21 protein-coding genes and 1 tRNA gene are annotated in these 20,314 nt (G+C 63.9%); 14 read left to right on the forward strand and 8 right to left on the reverse strand.

Annotation, left to right across the window (positions count from 1 at the left end; genetic code table 11):
- Positions 1–136 precede the first annotated feature (136 nt).
- The 5 genes from M3484_RS16515 to M3484_RS16535 are packed head-to-tail and all read left to right on the forward strand — an operon-like array spanning position 137 to position 3,318.
- Positions 137–571, forward strand: coding sequence for a DUF4326 domain-containing protein (locus tag M3484_RS16515; RefSeq protein WP_249498244.1), 435 nt, complete (start codon positions 137–139; stop codon positions 569–571).
- Positions 564–1,577: a phage Gp37/Gp68 family protein gene (locus M3484_RS16520; protein WP_249498246.1), complete on the forward strand. Its 1,014-nt coding sequence runs from the start codon at positions 564–566 to the stop codon at positions 1,575–1,577. The genes M3484_RS16515 and M3484_RS16520 overlap by 8 nt, the downstream gene beginning before the upstream one ends.
- Positions 1,570–1,974: a BrxR family helix-turn-helix transcriptional regulator gene (locus tag M3484_RS16525; protein WP_249498254.1), complete on the forward strand. Its 405-nt coding sequence runs from the start codon at positions 1,570–1,572 to the stop codon at positions 1,972–1,974. The genes M3484_RS16520 and M3484_RS16525 overlap by 8 nt, the downstream gene beginning before the upstream one ends.
- A 46-nt stretch (positions 1,975–2,020) precedes the next feature.
- Positions 2,021–2,266, forward strand: coding sequence for a helix-turn-helix domain-containing protein (locus M3484_RS16530; protein WP_249498261.1), 246 nt, complete (start codon positions 2,021–2,023; stop codon positions 2,264–2,266).
- Entirely contained in the window at positions 2,263–3,318 is a 1,056-nt protein-coding gene (locus M3484_RS16535) for a tyrosine-type recombinase/integrase (RefSeq protein WP_249498263.1), read from the forward strand. The genes M3484_RS16530 and M3484_RS16535 overlap by 4 nt, the downstream gene beginning before the upstream one ends.
- Before the next feature lie 36 nt (positions 3,319–3,354).
- Here the strand turns inward: M3484_RS16535 and M3484_RS16540 are convergent.
- The 4 genes from M3484_RS16540 to M3484_RS16555 all read right to left on the reverse strand — a co-directional run bounded on the left by M3484_RS16540 (position 3,355) and on the right by M3484_RS16555 (position 7,292).
- A tRNA-Arg gene (locus M3484_RS16540) sits at positions 3,355–3,431 on the reverse strand.
- 92 nt (positions 3,432–3,523) lie between these two features.
- Positions 3,524–5,533 carry a M3 family metallopeptidase gene (locus M3484_RS16545; RefSeq protein WP_249498265.1) on the reverse strand — a complete coding sequence of 670 codons (2,010 nt, stop codon included), beginning with the start codon at positions 5,531–5,533 and terminating at the stop codon, positions 3,524–3,526.
- 107 nt (positions 5,534–5,640) lie between these two features.
- A complete protein-coding gene (locus M3484_RS16550) occupies positions 5,641–6,465 on the reverse strand; it encodes an amino acid ABC transporter permease (protein WP_249498267.1) in 825 nt (274 codons plus the stop codon).
- Positions 6,466–6,485: 20 nt separating this feature from the next.
- On the reverse strand, positions 6,486–7,292 hold the full coding sequence (locus M3484_RS16555; RefSeq protein ID WP_249498269.1) for a transporter substrate-binding domain-containing protein: 807 nt from the start codon (positions 7,290–7,292) through the stop codon (positions 6,486–6,488).
- 180 nt (positions 7,293–7,472) lie between these two features.
- Here M3484_RS16555 and M3484_RS16560 point away from each other — a divergent pair, with 180 nt between their 5' ends.
- On the forward strand, positions 7,473–8,066 hold the full coding sequence (locus M3484_RS16560) for a 5-formyltetrahydrofolate cyclo-ligase (protein ID WP_249498271.1): 594 nt from the start codon (positions 7,473–7,475) through the stop codon (positions 8,064–8,066).
- A 6-nt stretch (positions 8,067–8,072) separates the two neighbouring features.
- Here the strand turns inward: M3484_RS16560 and M3484_RS16565 are convergent, their stop codons facing one another.
- The gene (locus tag M3484_RS16565) at positions 8,073–9,104 is read right to left on the reverse strand and encodes a HesA/MoeB/ThiF family protein (RefSeq protein WP_249498273.1); all 1,032 of its coding nucleotides are present in this window, start codon (positions 9,102–9,104) and stop codon (positions 8,073–8,075) included.
- Between the two features lie 43 nt (positions 9,105–9,147).
- Positions 9,148–9,636 (reverse strand): dUTP diphosphatase, encoded by a 489-nt coding sequence (dut, locus tag M3484_RS16570; protein WP_249498275.1) that lies wholly within the window; start codon positions 9,634–9,636, stop codon positions 9,148–9,150.
- A gap of 105 nt (positions 9,637–9,741) precedes the next feature.
- Here dut and M3484_RS16575 point away from each other — a divergent pair, with 105 nt between their 5' ends.
- Positions 9,742–10,605, forward strand: coding sequence for an oxygenase MpaB family protein (locus M3484_RS16575; RefSeq protein WP_249498470.1), 864 nt, complete (start codon positions 9,742–9,744; stop codon positions 10,603–10,605).
- Between the two features lie 21 nt (positions 10,606–10,626).
- Here the strand turns inward: M3484_RS16575 and ychF are convergent, their stop codons facing one another.
- Complete coding sequence (gene ychF / locus M3484_RS16580) at positions 10,627–11,724, reverse strand: redox-regulated ATPase YchF (protein WP_249498278.1); 1,098 nt, start codon at positions 11,722–11,724, stop codon at positions 10,627–10,629.
- A gap of 213 nt (positions 11,725–11,937) precedes the next feature.
- Here ychF and trpA point away from each other — a divergent pair, with 213 nt between their 5' ends.
- Positions 11,938–12,729, forward strand: coding sequence for a tryptophan synthase subunit alpha (gene trpA / locus M3484_RS16585; protein WP_092901902.1), 792 nt, complete (start codon positions 11,938–11,940; stop codon positions 12,727–12,729).
- 332 nt (positions 12,730–13,061) lie between these two features.
- On the opposite strand, the gene M3484_RS16590 is transcribed toward trpA, so the two are convergent.
- Positions 13,062–13,994, reverse strand: a complete 933-nt coding sequence (locus tag M3484_RS16590) for a DMT family transporter (protein WP_249498280.1) — start codon at positions 13,992–13,994, stop codon at positions 13,062–13,064.
- Between the two features lie 124 nt (positions 13,995–14,118).
- Here M3484_RS16590 and ade point away from each other — a divergent pair, with 124 nt between their 5' ends.
- From ade to M3484_RS16620, 6 genes are all read left to right on the forward strand, one after another.
- Positions 14,119–15,831, forward strand: a complete 1,713-nt coding sequence (gene ade / locus M3484_RS16595; RefSeq protein ID WP_249498282.1) for an adenine deaminase — start codon at positions 14,119–14,121, stop codon at positions 15,829–15,831.
- Positions 15,828–16,262: an arsenate reductase (glutaredoxin) gene (gene arsC, locus M3484_RS16600; RefSeq protein ID WP_249498284.1), complete on the forward strand. Its 435-nt coding sequence runs from the start codon at positions 15,828–15,830 to the stop codon at positions 16,260–16,262. Before ade ends, arsC begins: the two co-directional genes overlap by 4 nt.
- Positions 16,259–16,897: a GDSL-type esterase/lipase family protein gene (locus tag M3484_RS16605; protein WP_249498291.1), complete on the forward strand. Its 639-nt coding sequence runs from the start codon at positions 16,259–16,261 to the stop codon at positions 16,895–16,897. Before arsC ends, M3484_RS16605 begins: the two co-directional genes overlap by 4 nt.
- A 72-nt stretch (positions 16,898–16,969) precedes the next feature.
- Positions 16,970–17,656, forward strand: a complete 687-nt coding sequence (locus M3484_RS16610; RefSeq protein WP_249498298.1) for a CbiX/SirB N-terminal domain-containing protein — start codon at positions 16,970–16,972, stop codon at positions 17,654–17,656.
- A gap of 11 nt (positions 17,657–17,667) precedes the next feature.
- Positions 17,668–18,831 (forward strand): alpha-hydroxy acid oxidase, encoded by a 1,164-nt coding sequence (locus M3484_RS16615; protein WP_249498304.1) that lies wholly within the window; start codon positions 17,668–17,670, stop codon positions 18,829–18,831.
- 70 nt (positions 18,832–18,901) lie between these two features.
- Positions 18,902–20,314, forward strand: coding sequence for an aspartate aminotransferase family protein (locus M3484_RS16620; RefSeq protein WP_249498306.1), 1,413 nt, complete (start codon positions 18,902–18,904; stop codon positions 20,312–20,314).

The raw sequence follows: 20,314 nt of genomic DNA on the forward strand, positions 1-20,314 counted from the left end.
ACTTCTTCTTTCCCGGTGAGGTCATGAAGCTGGTACGGCTGGCTGCTGACCTCGGCATTCCGGAGGCGGACGCCCGCCAGGTCATCACATCCATGGTTGAGCGCCCACGCCACCGGATCACTGCGGGGATCGAGTGATGCGAGACCATGCCCTATCCTCCCGCGTGCAGCTCTCCCGCACCAAAGGCTCGCGCCTGCCGGCCAACGCCGTGCGCTGTGACCGGTCCACCATCTTCGGCAACCCATGGGTGCCGGGCGAGCCCAGTGGCCTGCGCATCCCGAACGGATCGCTGCAGGGCAAGATGGATTGGTATCCGCTGATCCCTATGAGCGAGATCCTCACGCCAGAGCGCGCCGTTACGCTTCACGCTGACTGGCTGCGCACCGGCACTCCGTATCTGCCTGCCGGGCTGAGCGGGACCGATGTGACGCGCTGTATCGACGCCCTCGACGAACTGCGCGCGGCAGTGCTGAACCGCCTACCCGCGATGCGCGGTCATAGCTTCGCCTGCTGGTGCAAGCCGGGATCGCCCTGTCATGCCGAAACGCTGATGGAGATCGCAAATGGGTGAGAACAGCAGCATCGGATGGACCCACCACACCTTCAACCCGGTGACTGGCTGCCAGAAGGTCGGGCCGGGCTGTGATAACTGCTATGCAGAGGGATGGGCCAAGCGATCCGGCCAGGTCAAATGGGGGCCGGGCGAAGCAAGGAAGCGCACTACGGCGGCATACTGGCGCCAGCCCTTGAAATGGGATCGGGATGCAGCGGCCGCGGGCGAGCGCCAGCGGGTCTTCTGCGCCTCGCTGGCGGACGTTTTCGATAACGCCTGGCCGGAAGGGGTGCGCACCGACCTCTGGGCGCTGATCAGAGCAACGCCGAATCTGGATTGGATGCTGCTCACAAAGCGGCCCGGGAACATCGCGAAGATGCTGCCGCCCGATTGGGGGCGCGGATATCCGAATGTCTGGCTAGGATGCACGGTTGTAAATCAGGCCGAAGCTGACCGGGATATCCCAAAGCTGATGGCGGTGCCTGCCGTGGTGCGTTTCCTGTCGATGGAGCCGCTGCTAGGCCCGGTCGATCTTGAGAGCGCGTGGCACGGCGACAGCGCACTCAGCGCTGAATGCTGGGGCGATTGTGCGTGGTGCGAGATTGGACACGTTCCGCTACACAACTGCCAAAGGGGGCGTCAGTCGGCATCGGCGCTGGAAAAGGGGCGCGACGGCCTTGACCTCGTGATCGTCGGCGGCGAGAGCGGCCCACATGCGCGGCCCATGCACCAGGATTGGGTGATCTCGCTGCGAGATCAGTGCATCGCGGCGGGAGTGGCCTTCCATTTCAAGCAATGGGGAGAATGGGCGCCGGGCGAATGTGACAGCGGAGAGCAGACCGGGACAGAGAAAGTCGCCACCTATTTTGATGACGACTGGATAATCGGTGAGGTCACCCTTCGCGAATCCTTGGAAATGGAGCGCGACGAAGAGCCGGACCTGTGGCGGATCGGCAAGAAGCGGGCGGGCCGCCACCTTGATGGGGAAACATGGGATCAGATGCCGGGGGTCGCCAATGGGTGACCTCACCCACGCCGTCCTGACCCGGATGATCTGGATCGATGCCCGCCTGATCGGCACCGGCACCATCGGCAGGCAGGATCTAATCACTGCCTTCGGCATCAGCCAGTCTCAGGCTGCTATCGATTTCCGCTCATACCGCGCCATCAATCCCGGCCGCCTTATCCACGACCGCCAGGCGCGCACATATCGCGCTGCACCGGGATCGCTTCCCGCATATCCGACTGCCCTTCGCATGAGCGTGATCCATGCCGTGCGGATGGTGATGGATCTGATCGCCGGCACAGGCCAGCCCGCGAAGCCGGCGCCGAGTTGCGCGCGCTGCGAGGACACGCGGTTTCTGGATAGCCACGTGATCCTTGAGCAGTGCCCGGACTGCAATCCGGAGATCCCGAAATGACGCGGGCCAAGTGCGCCCATCTGATGATGGGGGAGGAAGCGGCATAATGGGGAAGCACGCACCAATCAGCTACCAGCCCCGCTTGCTGGGGTCGCAAGAGGCCGCAACATATCTGGGCGTCAGCGAGACCACCCTTCGCGCGCTGGAGATCCCTCGCCGCATTATGGGCGGCCGCAAGCTATTTGATCGCCTCGACCTTGACCGATATGCGTCTGAACTGCCCTATGAAGGCGACAAGGCAAATGCCGACGAGGTAGATCTTTGCGATCAGCATTTCGGATTGAAGCGGTGAAACTGCCTCGGGTGCAAAGGATCCGCCGCGGGGACAAGGTGCTATGTTACCACCGGCCGACTGGTACACGCCTGCCGGATCTCCCCGAAACCCACCCGGAATTTATAGCCGCCTGGGCCAGGGCCGAGGCGACAGTGCCGGACTATGCGCCAAAGCTGGACAAGGGTTCAGTCGCAATGATGGTGCGGAACGTTCGCGCATCGAAACGCTGGAAAGGTCTGTCCACGACCTACAAGGTCAGCCTGAGATTTCATCTGGAACGTATCGAGGGTGCCCATGGCTCCCTTCCCGTCAAAGGACTGCGCGAGAAACACATTGCGGCCGACCTCGCAACGCTCGACCCCAACCCTGCGAATGCCAGCCTTAAATGCTGGCGCCTTATCTTTGCGCAAGCAAAAGTCGACAATGTCATCGAGACCGATCCAAGCCTCGGGATCAAGAAGGCGCAGACGAAAAGCCCGGGCCACGCCGCATGGTCACAGCATGACGTGGACAGGTTTCGCGAACACTGGCGCCCCGGCACGCGTCAGCGCGCCGCCTTCGAACTTCTGGCATGGACCGGCGCACGGGTGAGCGATGCTGCAACCATGTGCCGATCACATATTGCCAGCGATGGGCTGCTGTCGTTCCGCCAACAAAAAACCGGCGGGCTTGCACATGTGCCTTGGACCTCGCCTCTGCCCGCCTGGGCGAGAGCGTGGGAAACGGAACGGGAAGAGGTGCGCGCCATCGTAATGGCAACTGCCGGCTTCACCCTGCTCGAAACGTCGTTGGGCAAATCCAGAACCGTAAAAGGGCTGTCGAACTTCATCACAGCGGCAGCCGTGGCTGCTGGAGTAACTGGCAAGACGCCTCACGGCCTCAGAAAGTATCGCCTTTCAGCAATCGCGGAATCAGGCGGATCAGCCCATGCGATCATGGCTTGGGGTGGTCATGCGAGCCTGGCGGAAGCAGAAGCCTATACCCGGGCAGCAAGTCGCAAAGCCGTGGTAATCGGGGCGGAACAAGAACAGAACGCTGTAAACGAATTAAAAAATACCAGTAAACGGTGATTTTAATTCAACCAAAACAACGCTCTGCAAGCTATATGGTGATCCCGACAGGACTTGAACCTGTAACCTGCCCCTTAGGAGGGGGCTGCTCTATCCAGTTGAGCCACGGGACCGTCCGCGCCTTCAATGCACAAAATCCCACGTCATGGCAACCTCCCGGGCTGACCGGGACGCGGGTTTTCTGCGGCAATGTGCCTTTGAGGGGTCAGATCGGCTCGAGGAGCCCCCTGCCCTTCAAAAGCGCCTCCACCCCCGGCATGGCGCCGCGGAACTTCAGATAAAGCTGTTCCGGGTCTTCTGAGCCGCCGGCCGAGAGGATGTAGCGTTCAAGCTTTGCCGCCATTTCCGGATCAAAGGCATTGCCGGTCTCTTCAAAGGCGGCAAAGGCATCGGCATCCATCACTTCCGACCACATATAGCTGTAATAGCCTGAGGAATACCCATCGCCGGAAAACACATGCGCGAATTGCGGCGTGGCATGGCGCATCGGGATCGCATGGGGCAAGCCGATTGCGGCAAGCACCTCGGCCTGTTTCTGCATCGGATCCTGGGGCGCGGGGCCAGAATGGAATTCCAGATCGACCAGAGCCGAGGCGAGGAACTCGACCGTGGCAAAGCCCTGATCCCAGGTCGAGGCCCCTAACAGCCGGTCGCGCAGATCTGCGGGCATCGCTTCGCCGGTCTGGTAATGGCGGGCATATTCCTCCAGCACTTCCGGCACTTCCAGCCAATGCTCGTAAAGCTGGCTCGGCAGTTCGACGAAATCGCGCGCCACGCTGGTCCCCGAGATGAAGCCATAGGTCACATCCGAAAGCATCTGGTGCAGCGCATGGCCGAATTCATGGAACAGGGTCCGCGCATCGTCATAAGACAAGAGGCACGGATCTCCCTTGGCAAAGTTGCAGACATTGACCACGACGGGGCGCTGATCACCGCCAAGCCTGCGCTGCGACCGGATCGCCGAACACCAGGCCCCCGACCGTTTTGAACCCCGCGCGAAGTAATCGCCAAGGAAAACCGCGATATGGCGGCCGTCACGGGTCACCTCCCAGCCGCGCACATCCGGGTGGTAGAACGGCCCGGAGATCTCGCGGAATTCCAGACCGAAAAGCCGGGTGGCACAGCCGAACATCGCCGCCAGCATCGCATCAAGCGAGAGATAGGGCTTGATCACCGCCTCATCGAAATCATGTTCCGCAAGGCGCCGCTTCTCGGAGTAATAGCGCCAGTCCCAGGGTTCCAGCGGCCCGTCAATGCCATCCGCATGCAGCATCGCCTCCAGCACCTGGCCATCCGCCAGCGCCTTTTTGCGCGCAGGCGCCCAGACCCGCATCAACAAATCCCTGACTGCCTCGGGCGTTTTCGCCATTTCCGGTTCCAGCTTGAAATGCGCGAAATCCGGATAGCCGAGCAGCTTTGCCCGTTCTTCGCGCAGGGCCAGCGTCTCGGCGGCAATGCCTCGGTTGTCGGTCGCCCCGCCATTGGCGCCGCGTAGCCCCCAGGCCTCCCATGCCTTTTGCCGCAGGGCGCGCCGGGGCGAGAATTGCAAAAACGGCACGATCAGCGAACGGGAAAGCGTCACCACCGGGCCAAGCCCGCGCTCCGCCCCCGCCGCGCGCGCGGCTTCGACAACAAAACCCGGCAGGCCTTCGAGGTCATCTTCGGCCAGCTCCATGAACCAGCTGCGCTCATCGGCCAGCAGATTCTGGCTGAAGCTGGTGCCAAGGCTCGCCAGCCGCGACTTCACGGCGGTCAGACGTTCCGCCGCCGCGCCATCAAGCCCCGCGCCCGATCTGACAAACATCTGCCGGTAGAGGTCCAGCACCCGCAGTTGCTCTGCGGTCAGTCCCAGATCCGCGCGCGCCTGCCAAAGCGCTTCGATCTTCGCAAACAGGCCCTTGTTATTGGTCACTTCCGAAGAAAATGCGCTCAGCTTCGGCGCCAGATCGCGCTGCAAGGCCTCGCGCGCCTCGTTGGAATCCGCACCGGCGAGATTGTAGAACACCCCCGCCACCTGATCGAGCTCACACTCTGCCAGTTCCAGCGCCTCGATCACGCCGGCAAAATCCTGCGCCTCGCCGGCGCTGATCGCGCCAATACGGTCCCGCGCCGCCGCCAGTGCCGCATCGAAAGCCGGCGCGAAATCCTCATCCCGGATCTGTTCAAAGGGCGGCAGCCCGAAAGGGGTGTCCCATTTCTCAAGGAGAACATTCATCGCGACACCTCTTTCTTCAGATCCATTCTCTGTCTTTAAATATCCCGGGACAGGCGCCCCGCAAGGGGGGCCGGGGGCGGAGCCCTCTTTCCGGCGGATACCCCTTTTCACCTGCGGCTGGCAGAGCCCCCCTGCTCAGGCCGCACTGCCAGCCGACGCTCGATCCAGCGCAGCACCAGCGACAGGCCCAGCGTCATCACCAGATACAGCATCGCCGCCACATTATAGGTTTCCATATAGCGGAAATTGGTCGAGGAGGCGACCTTGGCCAATTGCGCGATATCGGTCACCCCCAGCACTGCCACCAGCGAGCTGTCCTTGACCATCGCAATGAAATCATTGCCCAAAGGTGGCAGGATCAGCCGGAAGGCCTGGGGGAAGACCACCAGACGAAAGCGTTGCCAGCGGCTCAGGCCAAGTGCGTCGGCGGCCTCGACCTGGCCCTGATTGACGGCCCCGATACCGGCGCGGAAAATCTCGGCCAGAAAGGCGCTGTAGGCCAGCACCAGCGCCAGGACCGCACGCCACAAAAGCGGAAAGTCACGGGTGGTCAGGGGGTCGGCTCCGAAGAGGCCACCCACGCGGTTCACACCCAGGATCAGCAAAGGCGCCAGCGCGAAGGCCACATATAAAAGCAGCACCATCATCGGAATGCCGCGCATCAGCTCCACATAGAACCTTGCGATCTGCCTGAGCCAGATCCGCTGCGACAGGGCCATCATCGCCAGCACGAGGCCCAGAAGACAGGCACCCGCAAAAGCGGTCAGCGAGACCAGAACGGTGATCCGGATGCCTTCGGACAGCATCACCAGCGCGGCGCGGTAATGCTCATCCGATAGGACTTCCGCGAAAAGCCACAACAAAAGCCCGCCAAGCGCCAGCAGCCACCAGGGAAAATCCGGCCCGGCTTCCTGCCTGCGACGCCCGCTCACCGGGCCTGGTCCGGCCGCTCTCAGCCGCCATCCCTGGTGTCAAAGAACCATTTGCGGTTCAGCGCCTCAAGGCTGCCATCCGCTTCCATCGCGCTGATCGCCGCATCGAAGGGCTGAACCAGATCCGAGCCTTTCGGAAAGATGAACCCGAATTCCTCTGCCCCCAGTGGCGCACCGATGATCTTCAGCGCACCGCCCGAGGTATCGACATAGCCATGCGCGGCGGTGCTGTCCGAGAGAACCAGATCGACATCGCCGGCCTGCAGCGCCTGAAGGCCCGCGCCGAAGGTCTCGAATTTCACGATACGCGGGTTTTTCTCGTCACCGTCCAGCACGTCATAGACGCCCACATAAAAGGGCGTCGTGCCGGGCTGCGCTGCCATCAGCAAATCACTGTCCGCTGCAAATGATGCCGCATCGGTAAAGCGGCTTTCATCGCCCCGGACCACCATCAGCATCTGTGACAGCATATAGGGCTGAGAGAAATCAACCGCTTCCAGCCGTTCCTCCTTGATGGTGATACCGTTCATCGCGACATCATACTGGCCCGCCGAAATCGCCGGGATCATCGCGTCCCAGCTCGTATTCTCATATTTCACCGTCAGGTTCAGCCGTCTGGCGATCTCGGTGACCGCATCATATTCCCAGCCGACAGGTTTGCCCTCGGGCCCGATATACTGCAGCGGCGGATAGGTGTTCTCGGTCGCAACCACGATCTCGCGGCCGGCAAGATCCGGCAGCGTCTCGGCCATGGCCATCGGCGCCAGCGCCATCCCGGTCAGAAAAAAAGCAGCGCTTGCCATTCTGAATGTCTGGGAGGGGGTCATGACTCATCTCCTGCAGCTGGTTTGCGGGACTATGACGACGGGGCTGCGTGCTGACAAGCCCGGGCCGGCGGCGAAAAATGGCGCAAAGGCGTGCAAAAGCCGCGCAAATGGCGCGCAGATCCGGTCAGGATCCGGCATGCTGGACCTGGCACCAGGTTACCTGGCTGTGGGGGGAATGCGATGACAGAGATCCGGCCCGAAGATGACCTGCCCGCCTGGCGGCGGCAAAAGCGCGCAGAACGGCTTGCGGCCCGCGACCTGATGTCTGCGGCGGAGCGCCGGGAGGTGGCGGCGGCGCTGGCGGTCCATCTCGACCGCCTGCTGGAGGAGCGTGGCCTGCTCAGGCCTGGTATGATCCTCTCGGGCTATTGGCCGATCAGGGCTGAGCCGGACCTGCGGCCCTGGATGCTGTCGCTTGAGGCCCATGGTTTGCACCTCGCGCTGCCGGTGGTCGAGACCCGCGCCGCGCCGCTGGCCTTCCGGCGCTGGACACAAGGCGCCGCGATGGAGCGCGGGCACTGGAACATCCTCGTCCCCGCTGCGCCCGGACATGTCCGGCCCGATATCAGCCTCGCGCCACTGGTCGGCTGGGACCGGAAGGGCTACCGGCTCGGCTATGGCGGGGGCTATTTCGACCGCACGCTCGCGGCACTGACCCCGCGCCCCTTCACGATCGGCGTGGGTTTTCACAGCGCGGAACTGGCGACCATCTTCCCGCAGCCGCATGATATCGGCCTTGACGCCATCATCACCGAAAAGGGCCTTCAGGTCTGAGCCGTCTCAGGCGCCGCAGCCGGCACAGCCCTTGCGCTTTTTCACCCGGATCATCCGGGTCTCGGCATAAAGCGCATCATGGATCATCAGCCGCCCCTTCAGCCCCTCACCCGCGCCGGTGATGTGTTTCACCGCCTCCAGCGCCATCATCGCGCCGATCACACCCGGCAGCGGCGCCACCACCCCCGCCTCGGCACAGGAGGCAACCATCCCGGGCGCCGGCCGTTCGGGAAAGACGCATTCAAAACACGGGCCGCCCTGCGCCGGATCCCAGAGCGAAAGCTGCCCCTCCCATTGCGTCATCGCGCCGGTGATCAGCGGTTTTCCCAGCCGCGCGCAGGTCTGGTTCACAAGGTAGCGCGTGTCGAAATTATCGGTCCCGTCCAGCACCAGGTCGTAATCGGCGATCAGCGCCTCGGCCACGGCGGCATCAAGCCGGCGGTGATAGGGCCGCACCTCGATAAACGGGTTCAGCGCCTTCATCGCGGCTTCGGCGGAAAACACTTTGGGCATTCCGATCCGCGCGTCAGAATGGATGATCTGGCGTTGCAGATTGCTGAGCTCGACGACATCATCATCGATCACCGCGATCTCACCCACCCCGGCCCCGGCAAGGTACAGGAGCACCGGCGCGCCAAGCCCGCCTGCCCCCACAACCAGAACTTTCGCGGCTTTCAGGCGCTGCTGCCCCTGGCCGCCGATCTCCCGCAGAAAGATGTGGCGGGCATAGCGGCTGACCTCGGTGGGCGTGAACGGCCCTTCTTCGCGAGGCGGCTCCTGCGGGGCGGTCTTGCCCGCCTCGTTGCGCAAATACCGCAGGAGGTGGCGATAGCACTGCACCAGCACCACCACCGATCCCAGCACGAGGAAATAGCGGCTGTCCCAGCCAAGCTGGATATTGACGCGCTCGACCCCGTACCAGCCGATCCCGGCCTGGAGCGCGGCCCAGAACAGCGCAATCCCGATGGTCGCGCCCCGCCCGAGCCCGGTCCCGAGCAGAATGGCCAGAAGCAAGAACACCGTCGGGTTGTCGAACATCTGCTGCCTCCAGGGCCTGAACTGCGCCTAAGCCTCGGGGGCCTCAGCCTCCGGTGGAGCCAAACCCGCCGGCACCGCGCGCGGTCTCGTTTGAAAATGCCTCGACCACCCGGAAATCAGGGCGCAGAACGGGCACGAAGATCATCTGCGCGATGCGCTCGCCGGGGGTGATCTCAATCGGGTCCGAACCCGCCGGATTGCGGTTCCAGACCGAGACCATGATCTCGCCGGTATAATCGGGGTCGATCAGCCCGGTGCCATTGCCCATGACAAGGCCCTTCTTATGCCCCAGCCCCGAACGTGGCAGCACCAGAGCCGCCAGCGACATATCACCGAAATTCAGCGCGATCCCCGATTTGACCAGCACCGCCGGCGCCTGGGGCGCGATCAGGACCGGCGCGTCGATACAGGCCATCAGATCGACCGCAGCGGCACCTGCGCTCTGATAGCGGGGCAGGCCCCAGTCATTCAGGCGGGGATCGAGAATCCTGACTTCCACTTCCGGGCTCCTTTGCGGGGGATGTTCCCTCATAGCAATCGCTCCAGGGGCATACAACATCGGGAAAGCGGGCTTGCCTGCGACCCCGGGGCGGGCCAGGTTGCGGGGGAAGCAACCCCGACCGGAAGCATGATGGCGCTGGAACCCCTGCGAAAACTGATCGCCGGCAATATCTTACGGATGACCGGCAGCGGTCAGATCCGGTTTGACGCACCTTTGGGGGATCCCGGGCTCTTCGGGCCGGAAGCGGTCTGCTGGCGGGTCCATGCCGATTTCGTGCCGATGGTGGTGGGCGGCGTCTCGGCGCTGATGCTGCAAATGCTGCACCCCCTCGCGATTGCCGGTGTCTGGGACCATTCGAATTTCCGCGATGATGTTCTGGGACGGCTGGCGCGCACGTCTCAGTTCATCGCCGGCACCACCTATGCCGCGCGCGCCGAGGCCGAGGCGCTGATCGCGCGCGTCCGCCGCATCCATGAACGGGTCGCGGGCCAGGATGCCTCGGGCCGCCCCTATCGCGCCTCGGATCCGGATCTGCTGACCTGGGTGCATGTGGCGGAAGTGTCGGGCTTCCTCGCCGCACATCTGCGCTTTACCGAGCCGGATATGCCCGTGGCCGACCAGGATCGCTATTTCGGGGAAATGGCGCTGGTGGCGCGGATGCTGGGCGCGCGCGATGTGCCGGTGACGGCGGCCTCGGTGCAGGACTATCTGACCGGCATGGTGCCTCAGCTGCGCTTTGACGACCGCGTGGCCGAGGTTTTGCAGGTGATCTCAACCGCGCCGGTCAGACCTGCCGTGCTGGGGCTGTTTCGCAAAATGGTGACACGGTCGGGCTTCGGGATCCTGCCCGCTTCCATTCAGGCGCTTTACCCGGCCGCGGCACGGCCGCGGTTTCCGGCGGCGCCGCAGCTCATTGGCATGGCGGCCCCGGTGGGCCGCTGGGCTATGCAGGGCGGCGTCGCCCGCCGTTCGCGGATCAGAGCAGCAGCGGCAGGCTGAGCCCGCCGCTCCGGCACAGGATCAGGCGTTGAAGAGGAAGTGGAGCACGTCGCCGTCCTTCACCTCATAGGTCTTGCCCTCGACGCGGAACTTGCCCGCCTCTTTCGCACCCGCCTCGCCCTTGCCGGCGATATAGTCATCGTAGCCGACCGTTTCCGCCCGGATGAAGCCCTTCTCGAAATCTCCATGGATCACACCGGCGGCCTGGGGTGCCAGCATGCCTTTGGTGATCGTCCAGGCGCGGGCCTCTTTCGGGCCGACGGTGAAATAGGTCTGCAGACCCAGAAGCGCATAACCCGCGCGGATCAGCCGGTCGAGACCGGCCTCTTCCAGGCCCATCTCGGCAAGGAAGATACCCGCATCCTCTTCGGGAAGCTGCGCCAGCTCTTCCTCAATCCGGGCCGAGATCACCACCGTGCCCGCACCCTGCGCCTTTGCCATCTCTGCCACACGGGCCGACTCGCTGTTGCCGGCGCCTGCCGAAGCCTCTTCGACATTGCAGACGTAAAGCACCGGTTTCGCGGTCAGAAGCTGCAGGAGCTTCCACTGTTTCTGGTCATCCTCATGCACTTTTACCGTGCGCGCGGGCTGCCCCGCCTCCAGCGCGGCCTGAGCCTGGGCCAGCAGGCGATCCTGATCGGCCGCCTCTTTGTCGCCGGATTTGATCTTGCGGGCGAGATTCGCGCGGCGGCGCTCGAGGCTTTCAAGATCGGCGAGCATCAGCTCGGTCTCGATTGTCTCGGCATCGGCGACCGGGTCAATGCGGCCTTCGACATGGGTGATGTCGCCATCTTCAAAGCAGCGCAGCACATGGGCAATGGCGTCGCATTCGCGGATATTGGCGAGGAACTGGTTGCCAAGGCCTTCGCCTTTCGACGCGCCGCGCACGAGGCCCGCGATATCGACAAAGGTCATCCGCGCCGGGATGATCTGTTTCGAGCCGGCAATCGCTGCCAGTTTGTCGATCCGCGCATCCGGCACCGCGACCTCGCCGACATTCGGCTCGATGGTGCAGAAGGGGAAATTCGCGGCCTGGGCCGCAGCGGTTCTGGTCAGCGCGTTGAAGAGGGTCGACTTCCCCACATTCGGCAGGCCGACAATACCCATCTTAAAGCCCATTTCCGGCCCTCCATAGCTGATGGGGCCAGTTAGACGAGAGCGGGCGCGGGATCAAGGAAGATGCGGGTGAAATCGCCGCGAGAGCCCCCGGCCCGGGCATCTGCGCGCGCAGGACGCCTGAAAACCTGCGGTGAAGCATTGCCTTTCTGCCGGGCTTTCGGCAAATCATGGCCAAAAGCCCGGGCTTCGGGCCCGGTTTCGGGAGAGCTGCAGATGACCAGGATCGACGACACATTCGCCAGGCTGCGCGCTGAGGGCAAAAAGGCATTCGTCTCCTATATCATGGCAGGCGATCCCGATGAGGCGACCTCGCTTGCGCTCTTGCGCGGCCTGCCGGGCGCCGGGGTCGACATCATCGAACTTGGCATGCCCTTTACCGATCCGATGGCCGACGGGCCGACCATCCAGGCCGCCGGCCAGCGCGCGCTGGAAGCCGGGATGACCCTGACGAAAGTGCTGGATATGGTGCGCGCCTTCCGCGAGGGCGACACGACCACGCCCGTCGTGATGATGGGCTATTACAACCCGATCTATTCGCATGGCGTCGACCGTTTTGTCGCCGAGGCGAAGGCGGCCGGGATCGACGGGCTGATCGTGGTCGATCTGCCGCCGGAAGAGGATGAGGAACTCTGCCTGCCCGCCCAGGCGGCCGGGATCAATTTCATCCGCCTCGCCACACCGACCACCGATGCGAAACGGCTGCCGAAAGTGCTGCAAAACACCTCGGGCTTTGTCTATTACGTCTCGATTACCGGGATCACCGGATCGGCCGTGCCGCAGGCCAGCGACATCGCGCCGGATATCGCGCGGATCAAGGCGTCGACCGATCTGCCGGTGGTGGTGGGCTTTGGCATCAATACGCCCGAGATGGCGAAATCCATGGCGGCGATCGCCGATGGCAGCGTTGTCGGCTCGGCGATTGTGAAAAGCGTGGGCGAGAAACGCCCGGTAGCGGATATCCTCGCCCAGGTCGCGGCGCTGGCCGCAGGCGCCCATTCCGCCTGAGGGCGGTCAGGGGGGCAGACAATCGCATCTCCGGCCCCGTCGGGCCGGGGCTGGCCAGGGCGCAGGCCGTCGATCAGAAGGCCCGGGATAAGCCCCGCAAGCGCAGTCAGCCCCACAAGCAGAGCAGGCATCAGCAAAAACGCCATCGCCCTGGTCGCGCCCTGCCCCTCCGGCCAGAAGACGAGCGCCAGCAACTCCGGGTCTGGCTGGTAAAGAGAAGGTAAGACACAGGCGCAGAGATCGCGCGACTGTTACCGGCAAAAACGGGCCTTCAGGATCTGTCCGCAACTGCCCTTTTGTCTTGCGAAATTCCGCCCTGCCGGCGCCCCGGCTCAGCCCTGTGGCGTCATCGCCTTGCGCTGGCGGGCGCGCTCCAGTCCCAGGCGACGCTCGCGCCAAATAATCATGATCCCGGCCACGATGATCAGCACCGCCCCGGTCAGCATGGTCGAGGTCGGCATTTCCTGGAATACGAACCAGCCGATCGCCAGCGCGAAGATCATCGAGGCATAGTCGAAAGGGGCGACCAGCGAGGCATCGGCCTCGCGGTAAGCCGAGGTCAGAAGGATCTGCCCGACCCCTCCCATCAGGCCGGCGGCGATCAGGGTGATGGCCTCGCGCGGGGTCGGCCAGACCCAGCCGAAGGGGATGGTAAACAGGGACAGGCAGGTTGCGGTAACCGAGAACCAGAAGACGATGGTCGCGGTCTTTTCGGTCGCGACCAGCTTGCGGATGAAAACCTGGGCCAGGGCGGCAAAAACCGCGCCGGTCAGCACGATGACCGCGCCGAAAGCCTCGGCATGGCTGCCCTCACCGGGCACGCCGCCTTGCAGGATGGTCAGACGCGGCCAGATGACGATCAGGACACCCACAAGCCCCATCAGCACCATCGAGATCCGGAACAGCCGCACATTCTCACCCAGAAACATCGCGGCAAAGACCACGGTCAGCAGGGGCGCCGCATAGCCGATGGCGGTCACTTCGGGAAACGGCAGATAGGCGAGACCGGCAAAGCCCAGCCCCATCGCCATCGTGCCGGCAAAGCCGCGCCAGACATGGCCCATCGGATTGGCAGTGTAGAACCCGGTCCGCAATTCGCCCCGCATCGCCAGCCAGGCGACGATCACCGGGATCGCGAAGAAGGACCGGAAGAAGACCGCCTCGCCGCCTGGCACCCTGTCGGAAGTGGTTTTCACCAGCGCCGACATCAGAATGAAAATCAGGACCGATCCCAGTTTAAAGGCGATACCGCGCAACGGGCGCATGGGCTTTCCTCTCGCTATACCATGTTCTGACCATGGCATGACGCGGGAGGCAAGTCCGAAGGCCGCCCGGGCGCTCTGGACCTTGGGCCCGGGATCGGCTTTCCTGCGCGCCGGAGGTGTCGTCATGTCAGAAGTTAAGGCCGGTCATCGGACAGAAGACAGGATCGACCAGGGGCGCGGGCTTGTGCCGGCCGATCTGGTGCTGAAGGGCGCACGGTTCTTTGACCTGATCACCGGCGATCTGGTGGAAAGCGATGTGGCGATCTGCGGCGATACCATCGTGGGCACGTTCGGCACCTATCATGGCAGGCGCGAGATCGACCTTGCCGGCCAGATCCTCGTGCCGGGGTTTATCGACACCCATCTCCATATCGAAAGCTCGCTGGTCACGCCGTCTGAGTTTGACCGCTGTGTCGGCCCGCATGGGGTGACAACCGCGATCTGCGACCCGCATGAGATCGCCAATGTCTGCGGCATCGAAGGCATCCGCTATTTCCTTGATGCGTCAGCGCAAACCCTGATGGATATTCGCGTGCAGCTTTCCTCCTGCGTGCCCTCGACCCATATGGAGACGGCAGGCGCAAAGCTTGAGGCCGAAGACCTGATCCCGCTGATGGATCATCCGCGCGTGATCGGGCTGGCGGAATTCATGAATTTCCCCGGCGTGCTGATGAAAGACCCTGGCTGCATGGCCAAGCTGAATGCCTTCCAGGGTCGCCATATCGACGGCCATGCGCCATTGTTGCGCGGCAATGACCTGAACGGCTATATCGCCGCCGGCATCCGCACTGAACATGAGGCGACCACGGCGGAAGAGGCGCTGGAGAAGCTGCGCAAGGGGATGCGGGTGCTGATCCGTGAGGGTTCGGTATCAAAGGATCTTCATGCGCTGGCAGAGATCCTGACCGAGCGGCATTCGCCTTATCTGTGTCTCTGCACCGATGACCGCAACCCGCTGGATATCGCTGAACATGGTCATCTGGATTACCTGATCCGTACCGCGATCAGCCTTGGCTGCCCGCCGCTTGCGGTCTACCGCGCAGCGAGCCTCTCGGCAGCGGAAGCCTTCGGGCTGAAGGATCGCGGACTGATCGCGCCCGGCAAACGCGCCGATATCGCGGTGATCGACGGGCTCGAGACCTGCCGGGTCGCGCGGGTTTTCGCCGGCGGGGTGGAACTGTCAGAGGCGGCCTTTGCCGCAAGGGTGACCACGCCCCCGGTCGCGCGCCATTCGGTCAAGGCGCCACGCGTCTCACCCGCCGATTTCCGCTGTTCGGGAAACCGGGTCGAGACCCCGGTGATCGGCATTCTGCCCGGCAAGATCATCACCGAATTCCTGAAATACGATATCTCCCCGGAAGATGGCGACAAGCGCCCCGATCTCAGCCGCGACCTGATCCGCATCGCGGTGATCGAACGCCATGGCAGGAACGGCAACCGCGCCACCGGCTTTGTCAAAGGCTTTGGATTGCAACGCGGTGCGATTGCCTCGACCGTCTGTCATGACCATCACAATATCGCGGTGGTCGGCGCCGATTACGCCGATATGGCCCTGGCGGCGAACCGGCTGTCTGAGATCGAGGGCGGGTTCGTGGTGGTCGAGGGCGGCCAGGTTCTGGCCGAGCTGGCGCTGCCGGTCGCGGGGCTGATGAGCCTTGAGCCTTTCGAGGTGGTGCGCGACGCGCTGGTGCGGCTGCGCGCGGCGGCGAAAAGCCTCGGCGTGGTGCTGGAAGAGCCGTTTTTGCAGCTTGCTTTCCTCGCGCTGCCGGTGATCCCGCATCTGAAAATCACCGATCACGGTATGATCGATGTCGACCGGTTCGAGGTGATCCCGTGAAAAGCCCCGTCAGCACGATTTATCACAACCCCGCCTGCGGCACCTCGCGCAATGTGCTCGCAATCCTGCGCGCAGCGGGAGAAGAGCCGGAAGTCGTTGAATACCTGAAAACCGGCTGGACAGAGCCACAGTTGCGCAGGCTTTTTACGGCCGCCGGGATCACCGCGCGCGAGGCCTTGCGCGACAAGGGCACGCCCGCGTCCGATCTGGGCCTGACCGCAGCGGATGTCAGCGAAGACGCTGTAATCGCCGCGATGATCGCAGATCCGATCCTTGTGAACCGCCCCTTCGTGGTCACATCAAAGGGCACCAGGCTCTGCCGCCCGTCGGTTGCAGTGGCCGCGATTCTGCCGCGCCTGCCTGCGGCGCCGGTGGTTGCGGCGGATGGCAGGGTGATATTCGATCCTGCAAATACAGAGGTGAGCGAATGACAAAGACCCTGCTGCTTTACGGCGATTCGAACACCCATGGCACCATGCCGATGCCGGAGCCGGGCGCGATGGGGCGTTTCGCGCATCGCCACCGCTGGACGAGCCTGCTCGCCGCGGATCTGGACGGCTGGGAGGTGATCCCCGAGGGCCATCCGGGGCGCACCACGCTGCATGACGACCCGATTGAAGGCGCGCATCGCAACGGGCTGACGGTGCTGCCGTCGATCCTCGAAAGCCACAGGCCAATTGATGTCGTGCTGCTGATGCTCGGGACCAATGATCTGAAACAGCGGTTTTCGGTCAATGCCGGCGATATCGCGCTGTCGCTGGAGCGGCTGGTGCGGGTGATCCGCGCGAGCGGCGCCGGGCCGATGGGCGGTGCGCCGGGCGTGGTGCTGGTCGCGCCACCGCCCATTCGCGAGACCGGCGCGCTGGCGCAGATCTTTGCCGGGGGCGAGGCGAAATCGCAGCATCTGGGCCGCGAAATCGGGGCTGTCGCGGCCCGAAACGGGCTGCCATTCGTTGATCTGGCGGGCAAGATCGAGGTTTCTGCCGTGGATGGGATCCATTACGAGGCCGAGGCGGCGCCCGTGATGGCGAAGCTGTTCGCGGATGTGATCCGGGCGCATTTCTGAGAGGGTCTGCCTGTGGCTGGCGCCAAAATTGAGGATTTGAATCAAGGGAAAAGGGGCAGCGCCCGCTCTCTGATGATCCTTGCGCATGGTCAGCCCTCTGATCCTTTGCCGGCAGCGGCAGAGGTCGGGGCGCTGGCGGCGCGTGTAGCGGCGCATTTGCCGGGCTGGCTGGTTTCGGCGGCAACGCTTGCAGAGCCGGGCGCATTGGAGCGGCTGGCGGGGGAGGTTCCGGGGCTGGTCTTTCCGCTTTTCATGGCGGCGGGCTGGTTCACGAAAGTCGCGGTGCCCGCGCGCCTTGAGGCCGCCGGAGTGACCGGCTGGCAGCAGATGGCGCCGATGGGAATGATGCCGGACGTGCAGGATCTCGCCGTCCGGATCGCGGCGGAAAGCGGCGCGGCGGAGGTGCTGGTGGCGGCGCATGGCTCGGGGCGTTCCCCCGCACCGGCGGAGGTGGCGCGCCAGGTGGCAGCACGGATCGCGGGGATAAGCGGCGCGCGGCGGGTGGAATGCGGCTTTATCGAAGAGGCGCCCTTTCTGCGCGATGTCACGGGCTGGAGCGCCGAGGCCATCTGCCTGCCGTTTTTCGCGATGGCGGGCGGCCATGTCGTGCATGATCTGCCCGGGGCACTGGCGCAGGCGGGCTTTCCCGGACAGATTTTGCCGGCGCTTGGTCTGCATGCGGAAATCCCGGCCCTGATCGCCCGCGCCGCGATTGAGGCGGCAGAACCGGCCACGTCAGGCCAGACCATATTGCGATGAAGGAACCCGCCATGCCGGTCATCACCTGTATCGAGGATCTCAGACGCCTGCATCAGGCCCGGGTGCCGCGCATGTTCTGGGAGTATTGCGAAAGCGGCAGTTATACCGAGCAGACCTTCCATGACAATTCCGCCGATTTCGCGCAGATCCGGCTCAGGCAACGGGTGGCGCGCGATCTGTCCGACCGCCGGCTGGGCGGCGAGATGATCGGGCAGCAGGTGGCGATGCCGCTGGCGATTTCCCCCACCGGATCGGCCGGGATGCAATGGGCGGATGGCGAGATTCTGGGTGCGCGCGCGGCGCAGCGCTTCGGGGTGCCATTCACGCTGTCGACCATGTCGATCTGTTCCATCGAAGACCTCAGCGAGGCGGGTGTGGGGCCGTTCTGGTTCCAGCTTTACGTCATGCGCGATGAGGATTTCGTGGATGGCATCATCGAACGGGCCAGGGTGGCCGGGTGCCCCGCCCTGGTGGTCACGCTGGATCTGCAGGTCATCGGGCAGCGCCACAAAGATCTGAAAAACGGGCTGACCGCCCCGCCCCGGCTGACTTTGCCCAATATTCTCAATATGATGACCCGCCCGGCCTGGTGCCTGGCGATGGCACGCACAAAGCGCCGCACCTTCCGTAACATCATGGGCCATGTGAAAGGCGTCGACGATCTCGCCAGCCTCAACGCCTGGACCTGGGAACAGTTCGAGCCGCGCCTCGACTGGTCGATGGTGCAGCGGATCCGTGACCGGTGGCAGGGGAAATTCATCCTCAAGGGCATTCTCGACGCCGAGGATGCCCGGATGGCGGTGGATGTGGGGGCGGATGCGATCGTGGTCTCGAACCATGGCGGGCGGCAGCTGGACGGCGCGCTGTCTTCGATCCGGATGCTGCCTTCGATTGTGCGGGCGGTCGGGGATCGCTGCGAGGTCTGGATCGATTCTGGCATCCGCTCGGGCCAGGACCTGCTGAAAGCGCTGGCATTGGGGGCGACCGGCGGCATGATCGGGCGGCCCTGGCTTTACGGGCTGGGCGCGATGGGCGAAGCGGGCGTGACAAAAGCGCTTGAGGTGATCCGGGACGAGCTGGATATCACCATGGCGCTTTGTGGCGAGCGGGATGTGGCGGATCTGGGCCGTCATAACCTGCTGGTGCCCGAGGATTTCGAAGGCGCCTGGGGCTGAGCCCGCGCGGCCCTCTTGCTTTTTGATCAAGTTCTGCGTGATAACGGAACCGGATCAGGAGAGCGCCGATATGCCGAAAACCAAAGCCGATGCGGGACAGATTGCCGGGGTCGATGCCGGGATTTTGAAACGCTTTGCCACCCGTGAGGCGAAGGCTTACGCAAAGGCGCATCCGAAGTCGAAGGCGCGGATGGGGGCTGCGGCAAAGCATTATCTTTCCGGCGTGCCGATGCATTGGATGACCGACTGGCCGATGCCGCATCTCGCGGTGATCGCGAAAGCCAGCGGCGCGCAGATCATCGATATTGACGGGCATCAGATCGATGATTTCTGTCTGGGCGATACCGGCTCGATGTTTGGGCACTCCCCTGCCCCGGTGGCGCGTGCGATCCGCGCCCAGGCCACGCGCGGGCTGACCTATATGCTGCCCTCGGATGCCGTGGCCGAGGCGGGGCGCCTGCTCTCGGACCGCTTTGGCGAGATGCAGTGGCAGATTGCGACAACCGCAACCGATGCCAATCGGTTTGCCATCAAAGTGGCGCGGGCCGTGACCGGGCGGCCGAAGATCCTTGTGTTCAACGGTTGTTACCATGGCACCGTTGATGACGTCATGGTCGAGCTGGTCAATGGGGTCACGCAAAACCGCCAGGGGCTTCTGGGCCAGATCGCCGATCTGACGCCTGGTGCGGTAGCGGTCGAATTCAACGATCTGGCAGCCGTCGAGGCGGCGCTGGCGCAAGGTGATGTCGCGGCCATCCTGACCGAGCCGGTGATGACCAATTCCTGCATGGTGCTGCCCGCGCCGGGCTTTCACGCCGGGCTGCGCCGGCTGGCCTCGCAATATGACGCGCTTCTGATGATCGACGAGACGCATACGCTCTCTTCGGGTCTGGGCGGCTATACCGGCGTGCACGGGCTGTCGCCCGATATGTTCATTGTCGGCAAATGCGTGGCGGGGGGGATGCCGACGGCGGTCTGGGGCATGAGCGACCAGGTCGCGAAACGCTACGCCACCGCCAATGCCGCCCGCGCGCCCGGCCATTCCGGCATGGGAACAACGCTTTCGGCCAATCCGATGCAATTCGCCTGTCTGGTGGCGACCCTTTCGGAGGTGATGACGGCCAAAGCCTATGCCAGGATGGAAAAAGGTGCGGCGCGGCTGGCGAAAGGGCTGACCAAGGCGATCCGCAAGGCGCAGGCCCCCTGGCATGTCGCGCGTGTCGGCGCCCGGGTCGAATTCATCTGCGCGCCCGAGCCCCTGAAAAACGGCACCGAGGCCGGTCTCGCCCATCACCATGCCGTCGAGGCAGCGGTACATCTGGGCCTTCTGAACCGGGGCAGCCTGATCGCCCCCTTCCACAATATGATGCTCGTGAGCCCGGTGACAACGAAAGGGCAGATTGATCGCCTGATCGCGCATTTCGCCGCCGTTCTGGCCGAGCTTTTCCCTGCCCCCCAGAAAACCGGCGTGAAAGAAAATTGA

Source organism: Pseudomonas sp. GX19020, from assembly GCF_023371075.1.
In the GTDB taxonomy this organism is placed as follows: domain Bacteria; phylum Pseudomonadota; class Alphaproteobacteria; order Rhodobacterales; family Rhodobacteraceae; genus Pseudogemmobacter.